The organism is uncultured Rhodospira sp. (assembly GCF_937138205.1).
Classification (GTDB): domain Bacteria; phylum Pseudomonadota; class Alphaproteobacteria; order Rhodospirillales; family Rhodospirillaceae; genus Rhodospira.
The window spans coordinates 12,522-30,242 of record NZ_CAKZOT010000089.1 but is presented as its reverse complement, the minus strand read 5'-3'; the positions used below and the strand labels follow the sequence as shown (position 1 = coordinate 30,242).

Here is a 17,721-nt window from a genome sequence, read left to right as displayed (position 1 = left end):
CGCCCATGCCCCCCCGTGACACGCATGAGGCCCTGGGCGGCGTGCCGACCGGCACGGACCGATGGCGGCCGTCCCTGATCGGCCTGGCCTCGGCGGTGCTGCTGGGCGTCGCGCTCATCGGTATCATGCTGACCGGCGGAATGAAGATCCTCAACGAGTTGTCGGCCCGGGACCGCGAGGTCTCACTGGCGCAGGCCGCCTTTCTGGACCGCCAGCGCGAACAGGTGCGCGATGCCGTGCACGAGATCGTTCGTCGCATTGACTCGGCGCGCCAGGATACCGACCAGCGGGTCCGGGCCATGGTCCGCGCGCGCACGACGGAAGCGGTCGCCGTCGCGCGTCACCTCTACGAAACCTATAAGGACACGCACTCCCTCGATGAAATCAAGGGCATGGTGCGCGAGGCGCTGCGGCCTATCCGGTTCAACAACGGACGAGGGTACATTTTCGCCCTGGGGATCGACGGGATCGACCAACTGGCGCCAGCCAACCCGGAGTTGGAGGGAACCCTGGTCCGGGACAACAGCGGCTCGCCCGTCGATCGACTGACCGGCGGCATGATCGACCTCGCCCTTCGGCGCGAAGAGGGATTCTACCGATACGCTTGGCGCCATCCGAACAAGGCGACGGAGCGGCTGTTCAACAAGGTCGCCTACGTCAAGCTGTTCGCGCCGTTCGACTGGGTCATCGGCAGCGGCGAGTACGTGGCGGACGTCGAAAACGACATCCAGGAACGCGTCCTGAGCGACATCCGCGCCTTCGTGATGCCCGAGATCGACAGCATCCGGATCGTGCGGTGGGACGGCGAGGCGTTGCTGGGCCGCGCGCAGGGCACCAACATCCTCTACCTTGCCGACAGCACCGGGTTCAGCTTCGTCAGGGCCTCGATCCGCATCGCCAAGAAGGGCGGCGGGTTCCTGCAATACGACCTCGGGTCGGGTTCAGCCGCCGGCGAGGGACCACACCTGAGCTACGTCCAGGGCGTTCCGGCGTGGGACTGGGCGGTCAGCGCGACCGTTCGTCTCGACGCGGTTCAGAAAGAGTTGTCCGCCATTCGCGCTTCGGTTGCCCGGAACGTGCGGGTCGCCATCCTGCAGACCTTGCTGGTGATGCTGCTCATGGCGCTGGCCACCGCTGCCCTGGTCTGGCGCGGCCGCGCCCTGATGCTGCGCAACATGGACCTGTTCCTCAGCTTTTTCCGGGACGCGTCGCGCACCTACACGCCGATTGATCTGTCGCGCCTGTCGTTTTCCGAGTTCGCCGCGTTGGGCCGCTCGGCCAACGAGATGATCCGCGACCTGGGCACCACCCAGACAAACCTGCGCCAGAGCCAGGAGCGGTTCGCCCTGGCGGTCCAGGGCACCGGCGACGCGGTGTGGATCCGCGATTTCGAACGCGGCGAGGACTGGCTGTCGCCGCGCTGCCTGGAGATGCTCGGTTACGACCCCGAGACGGTCCCCAACACGTTCGAGACCCTGGTCGCCCTGCTCCACCCCGATGATAGGGAGAGGGTGCGGGCGGCGTTTCAGGCGCACCTGGACCGCGATGTTCCCTTCGACATCGAATGCCGTCTGGCCACGCAGGCCGGAGACTATATCTGGGTGCAGCAGCGCGCCGGTGCGGTGCGCGACGACCAGGGGCGGGCGACCCGCGTGGGCGGCTCCTTCACCGACATCACCAAACGGCGGGAAACGGAGGATCGTCTGCGCTTCACGCAAGCCGCGATGGACAATGCCATCGACGGGATCATGTGGGTGCGGGTCGACGATGGCCGCCTGGAGTACGTCAACAACGCCGTCTGCCAGCGGCTCGGCTACGCGCGCGCGGATTTGGTGGGCATGGAGGCCAGCGCGCTGGACGAGACTCTGGACCTGCCAAGCGTGCAAGCGTTCTTCGAAACCCTGGAGACGGCCCCGTCCATCAACCTGGAGGCCCGTCAGAAAACCCGCGCCGGCGTCTGGCTGGATCTGGAGGTCACCATCTCGCGCGCGCGGCGCGACGAGACGGACCTGCTGTTGATCTGGAGCCGCGACGTCAGCGCCCTGGCCGCCCAGACCCGCAACTTCGTCGCCCTGCTGGAGAACACCAGCGACTTCGTGCTCATCAAGGACACCGCGCACCGCTACCAGGCGGCAAGCCAGACCCTGGCCGCCTTTACCGGGCATCCCTCCTGGCGCGACCTGCTCGGACGGACCGACCAGGATCTGCTGCCGCCCGATCACGCCGACGTGACCCTGGCCGAGGAGCGCCTGTTGCTTGACGGCACGTTGACGTCCCTCGACGAGGTGCAGAAGTGGACCAGCGCAGGCGGCACGTCACACTGGATGGACGTGAAAAAGCAGCTTCTGCACGACAAGGCGGGGCGGGTCGTCGGCCTGTTCGGGATCTGCCGGGACATCACCCGGCGCAAGCAGGACGAACAGGCGCTGCATCGCAGTCGGCAGTTGCTCGAAGGGGTGTTGGAAAACAGCCCGGCGCTGATCTACGCCAAGGATCGGGACGGCCGGTACATCTTCGTCAACCGGCAATGGGAAACCAGCTTCGGCCGGCCGCGCCAGCAGGTGATCGGGCGCACCGACCTGGATCTGTTCCCCGAGGACCTCGCCCGTCAGTACCGGGACAACGATCAGACCGTGATGGCGACGAACCGCCCGCTGGAAAACGAGGAACCGTGCCCAACCGGGGCCGGCGATGGGGGCGCGGAAACCGTCCTGTTGTCCCGGCGGGTGCCGCTGCCTGACTCGACGGGCGTGGCCGAGGGCATCTGCGGCATTTCCACCGACATTTCCGACCGCAAACGGATGGAGCGCGAACTGTCCACCCGGGTCGACGAACTCGGGCAGGCCCGCCGCGCCGCGCTCAACATGATGTTCGACCTGGCCGAGGAGCGCAAACGCGCCGACATGCTGCGCGACCGGGCCGAGGCCGCCAACCGCGCCAAGTCGAACTTCCTGGCCGCCATGAGCCATGAAATCCGCACGCCCATGAACGGCGTCGTCGGCATGATCGATCTGCTGCTGGAAACCACCCTGAGCATGGACCAGCGCACGATGATGAACACCGTGCGCGAGTCCGCCTTCGCGCTGCTGCAAATCATCAACGACATTCTCGATCACTCGAAGATCGAGGCGGGACGCTTGCACCTGGAATCCGTCCCCATCTCGGTGCGTGATACCGTTGAAGGCGTGATCGAAACCCTGCTGGCCAACGCCGCCAAGAAGGCGGTCACGCTGTCCCTGTTCGTCGATCCCGCGATTCCGCCCCGGGTGCTGGGCGACCAGGTGCGGCTGCGCCAGATCCTGTTCAACCTGGCCGGCAACGCGATCAAGTTCACCCAGACGACGGACGATCACCAGGGCCGCGTCCGCGTCAGGGTGGACCTCAAGGCGATCGAGCCCGACGCCGGCGAGGGTCAGGGCGCGCGCGCCCTCATCGTCATCGCCATCACCGACAACGGCATCGGCATGTCGGCAGAGACGATCGCCAAGCTGTTCCAGCCCTTCACCCAGGCCGACCAGTCCACCACCCGCCGCTTCGGCGGCACCGGGCTGGGCCTGTCGGTGTGCCGCACGCTGACCACCATGATGGGCGGCGCCATCGACGTCCAGAGCACGCTGGACGAGGGCTCGACGTTCACGGTGACGCTGCCCCTGCCGGTGTTGGCGGATGCCGATGACGAGGACCCGGACCTCACCGGCGTGCGCCTTGGGTGCCTGGTGAGCGACCCTGACGACGCGGACACCATCGAACGCTACGGCACGGCGCGCGGGGCGACCGTCGTCCGCCTGGCCTCGCTCGCCGACCTCGAAGCGGCCGCCGCGCCACCCGACGCCGTGGTGGTGTCGGATACGCTGGGCGGGGCGACGGCCGATGCCGTGCTGGCCGCGATCCAGGAACAGGCTCCCACCCGCTTCGTCTACCTCACCCCGGATCGGCTGGCGACCGGGCGCGTCGCGCCGACCGGGAACGTGGTCGCGGTGCAGTCCGCGCCCATCCTGCGCTCGACAGTCCTGCGGGCGATCGCCGTGGCGACCGGACGGATGAGCCCGGACATCGAACACCAGCAAGACAATGCGGCCAATGCCCGTCGCCGCCGCAAGGCGCCCACGGTCGACCAGGCGCGCGCCGCCGGTCAACTCATCCTGGTGGCCGAGGACAACGTGACCAGTCAGGACGTCATCCGTCGCCAGTTGGACCAACTCGGGTTCGCCTGCCAGGTGACCGGCGACGGGCAGGAAGCGCTGGAGGCGTTGGAAAACGGCAGTCATGCCCTGTTGCTCACGGACTGCCACATGCCGCGCATGGACGGGTTCGCCCTGACGGCCGCCATCCGTGAGCGCGGACTGTCCAACGCCGACGGCGCCCCCCTGCCGATCGTCGCCATCACCGCCAGCGCCCTGCAGGGCGAGGCCGACCGCTGCCTGGCCGTGGGCATGGACGACTATCTCACCAAGCCCCTGGAGATGCGCAAGCTGAAGGCTCTGCTCGCCAAGTGGATGCCCGCCAGCGCGTTGGCGGCCCCCGACGCCGGGGACGACGAGGGTGCCGCCGATCCGCCGGAGGACCCGCCGGCGGGCGCCGAAGCCGGCGCGGGCGGGGTCTCGCCCCTTGACCCGGCCGTCCTGCGCGATGTGTTCGGCGACGACGCGGAGGCCATCCGCGAGGTGATGAACGAGTTCGTGGACCCGGCCCGCGCCATCATCGAAGAGATCATGGCGGCCGTGGCCGCCAATCAGGCGCAGGTCTCGGGCGATGCCGCCCACAAGCTGAAATCAGCCGCGCGGGCCATCGGCGCCACCGCTTTGGCCGATCTCTGCCAGGAGGTGGAACTGGCCGGCAAGGGGGGAGACCTGCCCCGGGTCAAGGCCATCGCGCCGGCCATCGCGCCCGCCTTCGCCACGGTCGAAGCCTTTATCAGCGGGACGTCGCGACCGGCGGAACAGGAGGCCCCAGACCTTGGCGCGGACGATGACCGGATCGTCGACAGCGCGGCGCTTCTGGCGGTCTTCGGCCGCGATGCCGAGGCGGTCGACCTGATCCTGACGGAGTTCATTGCCCCGGCGCGCGACCTGCTCGCCGACATCGACGCGGCCATCGCCGACCAGGCCGCCAGCGACATCATCCGCGCCGCCTACAAGCTCAAATCGTCGGCACGCGCGATCGGCGCCGAGGCCCTCGCACACACGGCGAAGGCGATGATCAAGGCCTGCGAAGCAAGGGACTGGGCCGCTGTCGCCACCCTGCAGACCCGCCTGGGGGAGGTGTTCGCCCGGATCGAGGAGCACGTGCGGCACCTGGCCGACGCGCTCGCCGACGGACCCGATGGGTCGGACCCCGCCAACGGCCATAGTCCTGGAGAGACGTCCATGCCACTGACCCCTCAGTCGCTGTCGTCGCTGGCGTTCCTGGTCGTCGACGACGAAGTGTTCATGCGCAAGCTCATCAGCCGCGTGCTCAAGGGGCTGGGCGCGACCTCGGTCACACTGTGCGAGGACGGGCACGCGGCCCTGGATCGCGTCAAGTCCGAGGGAACCGACGTGATCCTGTGCGATCTCAACATGCCGGGGATGGACGGGGTCGAGTTCCTGCGCCACCTGACGCAGACGGGCTTCGCCGGCGCCATCGTGCTCATCAGCGGCGAGGATCAGCGCGTTCTGAGCACCGCCAAGAACCTGGCCAACGCCCACGGCCTGCATGTGCTGGGGGCGCTGTCGAAGCCCATCACGCCGGCCAAGCTGGCCGCCGTACTGGAAAGCCTGGACCACGCGCCGGCGCTGCCCCGTCACGCCGGGCAGGCCGTCGACCGCATCGGCGAGGACGATCTGCGCCGCGGCATCGACGGCGACGAACTGCTGGTCTACTTCCAGCCCAAGGTTCGCATCCGCGACCGGAAGGTGGTGGGCGTGGAAAGCCTGGTCCGCTGGCGGCACCGCGACCGGGGTCTGATCCCGCCGATGGCCTTCGTGCCGGTGGCCGAGGATACCGGCCTGATCGCCGCCCTGACCGACGCCGTGTTCGCCAAGGCCACCGAGCAGGGCGGCCGCTGGCTGGCCGAGGGGCGGGACATCAAGGTGGCGGTCAACATCTCGGTGGACTCGCTGACGCGCTTCGACCTGCCGCAGATGATCGTGGAGACGGCGGCCAGCAATGGCCTGGACCCGTCGCACATTGTTCTGGAGGTGACGGAAACCGGCCTGATGCGCGACCTGCGCAGTTCGCTGGAGATCCTGGCCCGGTTGCGGCTGAAAGGCGTGTCCCTGTCCATCGACGACTTCGGCACGGGGCATTCGTCGCTGGAGCAGCTCAAGCGCATTCCCTTCAACGAACTGAAGATCGATCGCGCGTTCGTCTTCGGCGCGGCGCGCGACCCGGCGGCGCGGGCCATCCTGGAGTCCAGTGTGGGCCTGGCCAGGAGCCTGGGCATGAGCACCGTGGCCGAGGGCGCCGAAACCCAGGAGGACTGGGACCTCGTGGCGTCGCTGGGCGTGGACATGGTACAGGGCTATGTGGTCGCCAAGCCCATGCCGGCGGAGGAGTTCGACGCCTGGCTGGCGGCGTGGGAGCAGGCGCACGCGGGCTAAAACCGCCCGACGATTGGATTGACTCGTCCGGCTGGTCGCTTCTGGGCGCCGGTGATGCCGAGTCTTTGTTTTTTTCGCCGCAGCGCCCCATGGGGGCGCGCGGCTCCGCAGCCCCGGCCACCCAAAGGGCGGCCAAACTTTGTCGGCGCCGCGAAGCGGCGCCGTGGGCGCCGGCCCCATTTTGGTTGAAGCTGGCATCCCGAAGCGATGCCAGGGGCGCGCCGGCCGGCCGACGAATCAAGTCAGTTCATTCGTCGGACGGTATCAGTTGCCACCGATTGGAAATCGGCGCGGCGGCTGACCCCTGGATCGGCGCCCCGTTGACCCCTATCTATGGGGAAGAATTCATTATACTAATTTTTTCGTGGAATGACGCCCAGCCTATTGGGGGTCATTTTGCCAGGCCAATTTACACGTTCGGGGGCGCGGCTCCGGGGCTTCGGCCCGCCGGCGCCATTTTGGTGAAGCTGGCGTCGCGAAGTGACGCCAGAGGCGCGTTGGCCGCCCGACGAAAACGCCAACCTTTTCGTCGGGCGGTATGGAACCAGTGTCCAGACGCACTGAAGCCGTCGGAAGGGGGCTCCATCCCACCCAAGAGACGTCGCTCTGCCCTCATGGCCGGGTCTGCAACTCGGCGATCACCAAGCGGCGGTAGGTCACGTACAGCGCCACGGCGAACCCGCCGTCGAACAGCGCCATCCACACGAACCCACCCCCCAGGATCAGGAACAAGATGGCCAGGGCTGCGCGGGCGAGGACGCCGATCACGTGGGGCAGGCGGTTGTAGACGGGGTTGAGCCAGCCGGGGATCTGGAAGGCGCTGACGATCAGGACCATCATCGCCCAGACGCGCGCCCAGGCCTCGACCTCGGCCGTCACCGTCAAGCCAAGAATGCCGAGCAGCCAGGCCGGCGTGATCAGCACGCTCACGGCGGCCACACTTTGCAGCACGAGGTTGACCGCGAGAAGGCGGCGGTGAGTCTTGTAGGCGTTGTCGGCCTGGGCGCGGGTCCAGCCGATCGAAAGCGAGTCCGTCATGTCCGCGGCCTCCCCGTCCCAAAGGTCGTCGACTTGACCATTGAAGTGACTCCTTAGAATCTCAGCAGGTACGCGAGCAGGGCGGACCGCTCCGCCTCGCTCAGGGTTGTTCCATAGACGTGGCCCTGGCTGCCGTTGCCGGGCAGCCGGGTATCGAAGCAGAACCCCTCGGCCGGGGCGGTGCCGTCCGGATCGCAGGGCGGCGCGACAAACCCGCCACGGTCCTGATCCACGACGTCGAAGCCGCGCACGAAGGCAACCGGCCGCTCGTGGGGCGGCAGGAGCAGGTCGGCCAGCGTCGGCACCGATCCGTTGTGCAGGTAGGGCGCACGCAGCCATAGCCCATCCAGGGGATGGTTGGCGTAGCCGTCGGTCTTGACGAAGTGCCGGAAGTGATAGGGCGTGCCGGCGAACAGGTCGCTCAGCTGCCGCTCGCGGAAGGCCGGCGTGTACGAGTCCAGGCGGCCCGGGTCGGTGCCGATGCGGTCGATCGGCTCCACCTGCCCCAGGTGTTCGCCTTCGAACCGGTACGTGCCGTCCTCGGCCAGGTACCCATGGCAGGCCGCGCAGTGGTCCATGTAGAGCGCGCGTCCCTCGACCGCCAGTGCGTCGTCGGTCTCGATCGGGCTGGGCGGCGGCGGCAGGGTCAACAGCCAGTCCGCCACCCGCTCAATGGCCGCGTGGTCGACGGTTTCCGGCGTCACGCCCGCCCCCAGGGCAGCGGACAGGTTGCGCTCGGCCAGCGACGGGTTGTTGCCGTCCCAGTGCAGGGACATGCCGGCACGCGGCCCCTGCAGGAAGATGGACGGGAAATCGGCCGCGCCGACCGCCTCGTCCTCGGTCAGCGGCCTGATCGGCGGCACCAGCGAGACGACCTTGTACGGGTTGAACGTGTCCACGCGCCCCGGTCCCCAGGCCGGTTGTTCCGCCAGAAGCGGCCCCAGACGGACCTGACGGAACAGCAGGCCCTCGCGCACCTGCGGCAGCACCACATTGGTCCAGAACACCCGTTCGAGCAGACCCAGCGACTGCCCGCTCGCCTCGATCGCTGTCAGCACGGGCTCGGTGGCGAGGCGCGGGTCGTCGGCGATGTCCAGCAGGAAGGCGACGAATCCGTACAGATCCAGGTTGTTGGAGGGCATCCCGGGGACGATCACCGGCTCCGCCTCGGCGTCCAGGCGATAGGTGCCGGTGTGGCAGACCGCGCAGTTGAACCACACCACCTCGACTCCAAACGCGCGGCGGCGGGAAATGCCGATCGGCAGGTCGCCTTGGTCGGGGTCGTCGGTGTCGTACAGGAACCCGAACGCGGTGTAGTCCGGGCGGCCCTCGAACGCTTCCGGGAACAGGTCGGGCAGGACCGCCCACAGCTTGTAGGGCAGGCCGCTGGCCGGCTCGGCGCCGATGGAACCGTGCATGAAGTGCTCCACCGGATCGTCGAACCGGGGCGTCGACTCGTCGGTCAGGCGCAGCGCCGCCCCGGCCACCACCCACAGCACCACCAGGGCGACGAGCACGACCAGGACCACGGCCGCGACGATCCACCGCCGCCACCGCCGGCGCCGCGCCAGTTCCACCTCGACGGCGGTGATGGGCGCGCCCGGGGTCATGCGGCGGCTCCGTCAACCGGCGGGATCGCCAACGCGCCCCGCGTGCGATAGATGGACATCACCTCGTCGAGCATTTGCTCGCGGCTGTCGTAGCGGCTCTCCTCGTAGCAGCCCATCGGGTTCTTCGGCGCGTTCAGCAGGCACTTGTTGCAGTAGGTGCAGGGGCGTGGCGGCTGCTCCAGACCGGCGCGCCAGTGCTCCACCAGGTCGTTGTTGGCCACCAGCGAACGGGCGATGGCCACGGCGTCGATGTCGCCGCGTTCCAGCGCGCCGCGCACCACCGAGGCCGATTGGTAACCGCCGGTGCTGATCACGGGGATCGAGACCGCCTGCTTGATCACCCGGGCTTCGTTCAGACTGATGGCCTCGTTGTCGCGGTCGCCCTTGAGCCGGAACCACAGCCAGCGGAAGATCGGCCGCAGCGCCGGATAGCGGAACAGCAGGAAATTCCGGAACCCATGAATGCCGGACGAGATCATGGCGTCATAGGTGACCGCCAGCACCTCCAGCGGCAGGTCCCCCGGCGGGTTCAGCGGATGCGGGAACAGCGACCCGGTCGAGACGTGCAGGGCGTCCGCCCCCGCCGCCTCACACCAGCGCGCCACCTGCACCGTGTCGGCCAGGGTGTTGCCCTTGCCTTCCCACGGGATGATGTTGTTGTGGTCGACGGCGCTGAGCTTGACCTGCAGGTGGAAGTCGCGCCCGACCGTCTCGCGGATGGCGGCGATGACATCGAGCAGGAAGCGCGCCCGGTTGCGCAGCGACCCGCCGTACAGGTCCTTGCGGTCGTTGATGCCGGAACTGAGGAACTGGGTGAACAGGTAGCCGTTGGCCGCGTGCAACTCGACTCCGTCCAGCCCGGCCTCGCGCGCCCGCCAGGCGGCGCGGGCGAACGCCTGCACCAACTGGCGGATCTCGCCCGCGCCCATGGCCCGGCACAGGAATCCGTGCAGCGTTTCCGGCTGGCTGGTCGAACTGGGCGTCGGCTGGTGCTGGTTGTGCACGCCGGGCAGGTCCATCTGCCGGCCCGAGTGGCTGAGCTGAACGATGTACTTGGCCCCGTGCGCGTGCACGGCCTCGCCCAGGCTCCGCCACAACGGAATGAAGTCGTCGCGGTGGATGGTGGCGTAGCCGGCGATGATGCGCCCTTCCATCAGCACCGGCACGTAGGACGAGATGATGCCACCGACGCCACCGGCGGCGAACTTGGTCTCCCAATTGATCCGGGTCTGGGTCAGCGAACCGTCCTCGTTGTCGAAGCGGCCGGAGATGTTGGAGCGCAGCACCCGGTTCTTGAGCGTCAGCGAGCGGAAGGCCAGGGGCGAGAAGATCATGTCGTCGCTCATGCGCCCGCCCTCCCCTGCCCGGCGACGGCGCGGGTCCACACCGCCGCGATCATGGCCGGCACCAGCGCGTGGGCCGGGCACGCGCTCCAGGAGTCGCGCATGAAGACCACGCGCGGATCCAGGCTCTTGGTGCCCGCCTCGCGGCTGGAGAAGGTGACCAGCGTGCCGGGGCGCAGCGATCCGGCCAGACAATCCGCGTGCCGCGTCGCCTGCCGCAGGGTGGTCGGCGGCGCCAGCAGCGCGCGGGCGATCACCTCGTCCGTACTGGTGGTCGTTCGCAGGTATTCGTCGCGGTACAGGGCCGCCAGCCGCTCGATGCTGTCGACAAGGTTGTGAACGGCGATGCCCGTGGCGTGGACGCCGGCCGCGTCGCCGGACACGGCGTCCGACAGCACCTTTTGCGCCCGGGTGATGCGCCCGGTCAGCAGCCACAGCCAGTAGCGGACGACATTGTTGCTCTGCGCGGTGGTCTGAACCACCCACGCGGCGTCCCAGGTCTCGGCCGTGGCGGTATAGTCCGCCCGGAACAGGCGCCCGATCAGTTGCTGCGCCAGCGGGCCGGCCTCCCCGCCCGCGCCGCGCACGCGGGCGGCCAGTTTGTCCAGGGTTTCGTCGTCGAGCAGGTCGGCGGGATCGCCCTCCAGGCGGGCCGTCAGGGCGGCCTGTGCCTCTTGCCGAACCGTGTCGTCGCGGCGGCGCAGCGACGGCAGCGGCCCGTCCGGCGCCTGCAACGCGCCGCGCACGCGGCGGAAGACGTGCCGGTTGACCAGCGGCCCGAGCGGCGGCTCAAACCCGCGGTCCAGCGCCACCTCGTCCGCCACCGCGCGGATGGTCGCCGCGTCGTTGACCCGGATGAGGTCGATCAGGAACGGGATGCGGATCCGCCGTGTCATGGCCTCACCTCTGCGCCTTGGCCCAGGGGAAGAACGGGTTGCGCGCGTCGGCGAACCGGTCGGCCAGTTCCGGACAGTGGCGCCGGATCACCGTCGACAGGGTGTTGTCGCGCACCCAGCGGAAGCCGGCCTCGGTGTAGATCTCGGGGCGGAAGTCGTCGGTGTAGAAGCGGTCGCTCTTCAGGCGGCGCGAGGCCATGACGATGAAGACGCGGAAGGCCGTGTCGGAGAACCCGAACCGGTACGGCGTGCCCCGCGCCGAGCGCGCCTCGGCCAGCGTGCCCACCAGCAGGTCGACCTTGTCGACGGTACCGTAGACTTCCTTCAGGGCCTTTTGCCAATCCGCGTCGTCGGTGATGTCGGCAAAGGTCTCCGGCGGCTTCATGCCGATCAGGCGCCGGAACTCCTTGAACCGCGGCACGCCGCGTTCGCGGTCGCGCAGGATGTCGACGGCCGCAAGGTCGACGACGATCGACTCGTCGGCCTTCTTTTCCAGCCGGCGCAGGCTGTTGGGGAAGTTGTTCAGCACCAGCGCGCCAGGGTGACTCGTGGCCAGCGAATACAGCACGTCGGGGAACGATGCGCTGTCGTAGATCTCGCGGGTCTTGCCGAACGCGAGGTCAAGCAGACTCTTCTCGACGATTGCGCTGTCGTCGGTGTGGCGGCGGACCTTGACCCCATCCGGCAGCAACGAGTGCAACCGGTAGACCGCCGTGAACTCCTCGGTCATGGCGTAGGGCACGCCGTGGTGGTCCTGCGGCGAGCCGGGAATGCCAGCGATCACCTCGCTGTCGGACGGCCGGCCGAAGGCGTTGACGATGTGCTCGCCCGTCAGGCCCCAGAAGTTGCCGCGCATGGCCATGCGGCCGACCGGCGAGTCCATCAGCGCCGGCGTCCATTCCACGGTGTGGATCTTGGCCATCAGGGCGGCGTTGACCAACCGCGCCTTCTGGAACAGCCACTCGCCGCTGGCCTGGGGGTGGTCGATGCGCAGGCGGTCGACGATGGCGTTGTGCTCACGGGTGAACAGGGTGTGCAGCACCGACAGCCCGACCCACCAGTTGCCATTCACGCCGCTCAGTTCGAGGTTGGGCTCCTTGGTGGTCGGATCCACCAGCAGATGGCCCTTGTCGTCGATCGCCAGCTTGCCGTCCGGCAGAACGTCGGACGGCTGCCCGTTGGCATCGACACCGCCGCGCACCTGGCGCAGGCGCTCGGCGCCGGAGCCATAGATCTGCGATCCATCCCACCAATGGGTCTCGACGTTGCGGAAGGTGCTCGGACGCCCCTCGTCCTGCGGGTTGGTGTCGGGATCCGGCCGGGTGCGCAGCACGGTCATCGGCCGCATGGGGAAGTCGTCGTGCTCCTCCAGGGGGATCTCGTGCTTGACGGTCTTGTCGTTCTTGCCGTGACCCAGCCAGTCGTGGACCATGAACTGGATCCAGGCGGCGGCCAGAAGGTTCAGGTGCGGCACCGGCGCGAACTCGCCGCGCGCCAGCAGCCGCCGCGACACCAGGCGCGGACTGGGGTCCATCAGCGTCTCGCCGGTCTCGGCGTAGGTCGCCGACAGTGGCAGATTGCGGCCGAAGCGGGTGTGGGCGCTGCCCATCCAGGGCGTGCCGAGATCGTTGAACGTGCCGTCGGCCGTGCGCGCACCCTGGATGTCGAAATCCTCGGGCGGTGGCACCGGCTTCGGTGCTGTTTCGGTGTCCGTCAGGTTTTCGTGACGCAGGTTGACGCGGTGGCCGACGACAATGGCCAAGCCCAGCAGAAAGGGCCAATGGTGCCAGACCCGGATGCGTTCCGTGCGCCGTGCCAGAAACCCCAGAAATCGCTCGAACAGGTCCATTTCACGCCCCCGCCTGCCATTTTGTGCTGTTGGGTCTTGTCTTAACCTTGTTTGTTTCTGGGCCTGTATAAGACCCTATGACGCTAGCCGACGGGCTCGGTTTTTGCGGATGCTTTTTGGCGCATACCGTGACCGCGCATTCAATGTTGCATGGACACCAAGAAATCTGTCTATTATTTTCAAGAAATGACCGGGCCGTCAATGGGAACAAGAGGTGACCACCGGCAACGCCAGAGGACAGCGTTCGGCCTTTCGGCAGAGGTGAGCACCGCCCTCTGTGCGCTTTGACGAGGCTGGGCGGACACCGGACGTTCGTTGCGCTCAAGATGCGACCGAGACCCCGCACAGCGGGTCACACTTCAGGGAGCAACACATGAACCGGTTTGCGATCACACCCTCGGAACTGCTGACGGCGGCCGCCGTGTTCGCTGTCGTGCTGATCGGGTTTGTCGTTCTCAGCCAGCAGGTCGGCTGGCCGAACGAGACGAGCGGCTGGCCCCTGGCCCTGATCGCAGCGGCGGGTCTCGCGGCGGCCTCGCCGGCCATGCGAGTGCTGGGGGAGCTCCAGGCCAGCCGGGCCAGCGTGACGCTGCCCGGGGGGATCGCCTTCGATTTCTCCGCCGCGGTGGTGGAGACCCGGACGGACGTGATGCCGCCCAACATCGTCGATCCCGGACTGCTGCTGCAGGATACGACCCAGGAGGCGCTCGACCACGCCGCCGCCAGGCTCGCCCAGGAGACGTTCGTCGTCGCAGACCTTGAGGACGGGCGCGCCTGGTACCGCTCGCGCCTGTTCGCGTTAGCCGGTACGGCCACAATGCTGGACACGCCGCGCGCCATCGTTGTGCTCGGGACCGTCGGGGGCACGCCGCGCCAACCTGGCGGGTGGATCTCGCCAGAGGATGTGATCACCGCCATGACGCGGGATGATCCGCGTTACGAGGCGGTTTGGAACCACGCGCGGTCCTATCTGACGCAATTGCAGGCGGGGCAGCCTAACGCGAATGGGTCCTACCCACGCTACCCGGAATATCAAAACTACTTCACGCAAATCGGCAATCACGTGATGACACGGATTCTCGTCAATCAGATGCAGAACCCCGATCCGGGCGTCCCAGACCTCCTGATGATCGAAGATCCTTTTGAGCCGGACTGGATCGATCTGCGCCAGGCCGAGACCCTTTTTGCCTCGTGGCTGGTGAGCAAACGCGTCGATCTGGAGGTCGACAAGACTGCGCAGGCCCATGTCCTCGCCGACACCCAGCAGCCGTTTGTTCTCGCGATGAAGGACGGCCGTTACGCCGGCATGGTCGACGCGCGCAAGGCACAGCAGCGAATGCTCAAGGAGGTCCTCCGCTCAGCCGCGACGCCGTGAACGCCACCGAGGGGCGGGATCGCAGGCGAGCACCTGCGCCGGGGCTCGCGCCGATCCACAGCCATGCCGTTCTGCCACCGCCACACCGTTCTCATTGTGCCGTAGAAGCGGTCAACGCCGGAGAGGCCGCCGGGCGCCATCCAGGCGTTGGCCGTTCCGTCGCGGTCGAGCCAGCGGAACAACCTGATCCGGATTGCCGCGACATCGCGTGCGGAAAGTTGGCAATTCCATTCTGATCGCCGTTCTGGAGAGGCGGCACGGCCCCCGAGGCAGCCTCAGCCTTGTGCCAGAAGACCGGAAACTATCCGAGTCCGATCCGCGCCGCCCCTGTTTCCGGTTTCCGGTCCCCATGGTCGCCGCTTGTCATGGATCCGTGACTGACTTGGGGTCTGGACCCGTGTTTTGGTGGAACGAAAGGCCCCGCGCCGAGCCCAGTCGGGGCGCCCCTTGTTCGGACCCACCGCATGTCCGCTCCCACTGGCCCAACGCGCCCAACCACCTCCGGCGACCCGATCCAGGCCCTCGATTACGACGTGTCGGCCGCTCTCCTGATCGACGCCATCGAGAACATGGCCGAAGCCTTCGTGCTGTGGGATGCCCAGGACCGCCTTGTCCTGTGCAACGAACGCTACGCCCGGCGGTTCGCCGAACCGGCGCGGGTTCGGCCCGGCATCCGCTTTCGCGACCTGGTGGACATGAACATCCGGGCTGGCTCGGTCAAACAGCTTGACGGCATCGCCGACGCCGACCGACACCCCGACCTGTACCGCCAGCACCGGATGCGGCTGCACCGGGACGGCTACGCCACCGGCGAGGTTCTGAGCCATGACGGACGCTGGTACCAGTTCCGGGAACGCCGGACGCGGTCCGGTGGCGTGGTCGGCCTGTACGCGGACATCACTGACCGCAAGCGCGCCGAGGCGCGCGCCCGCGAGGCCCAGCAGGCCGCCGAGCAGGCCAATCTGGCGAAGTCGCGGTTCCTGGCGGCCGCCAGTCACGACCTGCGTCAACCTCTCCATGCCATGGGCATCTTCCTGTCGGTGCTGGAACACCGTCTGTCGGAACCGGCCGCGCTTGAGGTTCTGACGGATCTCCAGGAATGCGCCCTGGCCTTGGGTGGTCTGTTCGATTCCCTGCTCGACATCTCCAAGCTGGACGCCGGCGTGCTGCAGCCCGATCCCCGCCCGGTGGAGCTGGGGCCACTCTTGGCCGCCGTGCGGCGCGAATACGGTCCGTTGGCCGAGCGGCGCGGACTGCGGTTCAGGGTCGTACCCAGCCGCTTGCGGGTTCAGACGGATCCGGCGATGCTCGGGCGCATCCTGCGCAACTTCTGTTCCAATGCCGTCAAGTACACGCGGGACGGCGGGGTCGTGGTCGGCGCGCGACGCCAAGGGGCCGACATTCGGATCGATGTGGCCGACACTGGCATCGGCTTCCCGCCCGAACGGATCGACGATGTGTTCCAGGAGTTCCACCGTCTTCCGGACCCGGATCCGGACCAGGGCCAACAGGGTTTGGGACTGGGCCTGGCCATCGCCTCCCGCCTGGCGACCCTGCTGGGGCACCGCTTGTCCGTGGACACCGTGCCCGGCAAGGGCGCGCGGTTCGGTGTCACCGTCCCCGTGGCGCCGGCCACCCCTTCGACGGCGGAGCCGACATCCGTCCCGGGCACGGTAGCCCCGGTCGTGGCGCCTGAGCCGCTGAAGGACCGGCGCATCCTGGTGCTGGACGACGACCCGGTCATTGCCCGGGGCATGGCGCGCCTGTTGGAAACCTGGGGCGCCTCGGTCATCACCGCCGCCAATCTGGGCATGGTCCAGGTCGCCTGGGGAGAGGCGAGCACCGCGCCGCCGGACCTGTTGATCGTTGACTTTCATCTCGACGACGCGGTCCGCGGCGACGAGGCGATCGCCCGCCTGCGACGGACATGGACGCGGAGCGTGCCCGCCATTCTGCTCACCGGGGATACCTCTCCGGACAAGCTGAGGCTGCTGCAAGGCATCGACGCGCCTGTTCTCCACAAGCCCGTGCGTCCCCTGCGACTTCGACAACTTGTCACGCGGCTGTTGCCGTCTTATGCCACCGGCGGATGAGTAAAACTCATCCGCCGGGCTGCACCAGCCCGCTCCCCCACCCGACCACCCACGACAGTATGCTTGGGGTGGTCGGGTGGGGGAGCGGGCCGGCCACGGACTTCAACGGTCATTCTCAATGACCGTTGGTATTAGAGCAGATCAGGGCTGCCGTCGCATCCGGGCGAGCGCGACCGCCTCGGTCCGATTGGCGGCACCGAGATGACGCAGTAGGACGGTGACGTTGTTCTTGACCGTCTGTTCGGCCAGCCCGAGCCGGCTGGCGATGCGTTTGTTGCTGGCCCCGGTGGACAGCAGATCCAGAATGGCCCGCTGGCGGTCGGTCAGGCCCGCCGGAGTGGGCTCCGACCCGGCAGAGGACAACGGCCTGGCGCCGTCCAGAACCTGAGGCGGCAGATAGGTCCCCCCGGCCAGAACGAGCCTGATGGCCCCGGCCAGCACCGCGTCGCCGGTGGACTTCGGCACGTATCCGACCGCGCCCAGCGCCAGCGCGTCCCGAATGTCTGTCGGATCCTCGCTCATCGAGACGATCAGGACGGCCACGTCCGGATACTGCTCACGCACCAGACGCAATCCGTCCAGCCCGTTCGTGCCCGGCAGCACCAAGTCCAGGAGCACCAAACTGATGTCGTCGTTCCGGACCATATGCTCCAGCACTTCCGGAAACGAGTCGGCCTCCAGCACCTCCAGGCCCGGATCGATGGTCTGGAGCAGGGTCTTCAGACCCCGGCGCACCAGGGCATGATCGTCGGCGATCAGCAGTTTCATGGATGACGGCTCCGGCCGGTCCACGGTGCCCGAACGGGACGGGTCGGGACCAAAGTACCCGGTGTCCGGCCCGGACATCAAGCGGCGCCGCCGCGGATCGTGATGCCTCTACCGAACCGTCCCGAACGGGCCGGCCGGCCGGTACTTCTTGTCAGAAAAGCATCACCC

9 protein-coding genes are annotated in these 17,721 nt (G+C 68.0%); 3 read left to right on the top strand and 6 right to left on the bottom strand.

The features are described from left to right. Positions 1-5 precede the first annotated feature (5 nt). A complete protein-coding gene (locus Q0309_RS12495; RefSeq protein ID WP_299441388.1) occupies positions 6-6,581 on the top strand; it encodes an EAL domain-containing protein in 6,576 nt (2,191 codons plus the stop codon). Between the two features lie 612 nt (positions 6,582-7,193). Here Q0309_RS12495 and Q0309_RS12490 read toward each other — a convergent pair. From Q0309_RS12490 to Q0309_RS12470, 5 genes are read right to left on the bottom strand one after another with little or no spacing between them, the layout of a single operon-like run. Then, positions 7,194-7,619 carry a hypothetical protein gene (locus Q0309_RS12490; protein ID WP_299441385.1) on the bottom strand — a complete coding sequence of 142 codons (426 nt, stop codon included), beginning with the start codon at positions 7,617-7,619 and terminating at the stop codon, positions 7,194-7,196. A 53-nt stretch (positions 7,620-7,672) separates the two neighbouring features. Beyond that, positions 7,673-9,229: a hypothetical protein gene (locus Q0309_RS12485; RefSeq protein WP_299441382.1), complete on the bottom strand. Its 1,557-nt coding sequence runs from the start codon at positions 9,227-9,229 to the stop codon at positions 7,673-7,675. Further along, a complete protein-coding gene (locus Q0309_RS12480) occupies positions 9,226-10,575 on the bottom strand; it encodes an NADH:flavin oxidoreductase (protein ID WP_299441379.1) in 1,350 nt (449 codons plus the stop codon). Before Q0309_RS12480 ends, Q0309_RS12485 begins: the two co-directional genes overlap by 4 nt. Beyond that, entirely contained in the window at positions 10,572-11,468 is an 897-nt protein-coding gene (locus Q0309_RS12475; protein WP_299441376.1) for a hypothetical protein, read from the bottom strand. Before Q0309_RS12475 ends, Q0309_RS12480 begins: the two co-directional genes overlap by 4 nt. A gap of 4 nt (positions 11,469-11,472) precedes the next feature. Further along, positions 11,473-13,317 carry a peroxidase family protein gene (locus Q0309_RS12470; RefSeq protein ID WP_299441373.1) on the bottom strand — a complete coding sequence of 615 codons (1,845 nt, stop codon included), beginning with the start codon at positions 13,315-13,317 and terminating at the stop codon, positions 11,473-11,475. Between the two features lie 373 nt (positions 13,318-13,690). On the opposite strand from Q0309_RS12470, the gene Q0309_RS12465 reads away from it, so the two are divergent. Together Q0309_RS12465 and Q0309_RS12460 are read left to right on the top strand one after the other, a co-directional pair. Then, a complete protein-coding gene (locus Q0309_RS12465; RefSeq protein WP_299441370.1) occupies positions 13,691-14,692 on the top strand; it encodes a hypothetical protein in 1,002 nt (333 codons plus the stop codon). Positions 14,693-15,156: 464 nt separating this feature from the next. Continuing rightward, positions 15,157-16,785, top strand: a complete 1,629-nt coding sequence (locus tag Q0309_RS12460; protein WP_299441367.1) for an ATP-binding protein — start codon at positions 15,157-15,159, stop codon at positions 16,783-16,785. 141 nt (positions 16,786-16,926) lie between these two features. On the opposite strand, the gene Q0309_RS12455 is transcribed toward Q0309_RS12460, so the two are convergent. Next, positions 16,927-17,553, bottom strand: a complete 627-nt coding sequence (locus Q0309_RS12455) for a response regulator transcription factor (protein WP_299441364.1) — start codon at positions 17,551-17,553, stop codon at positions 16,927-16,929. Between the last annotated feature and the right edge of the window lie 168 nt (positions 17,554-17,721).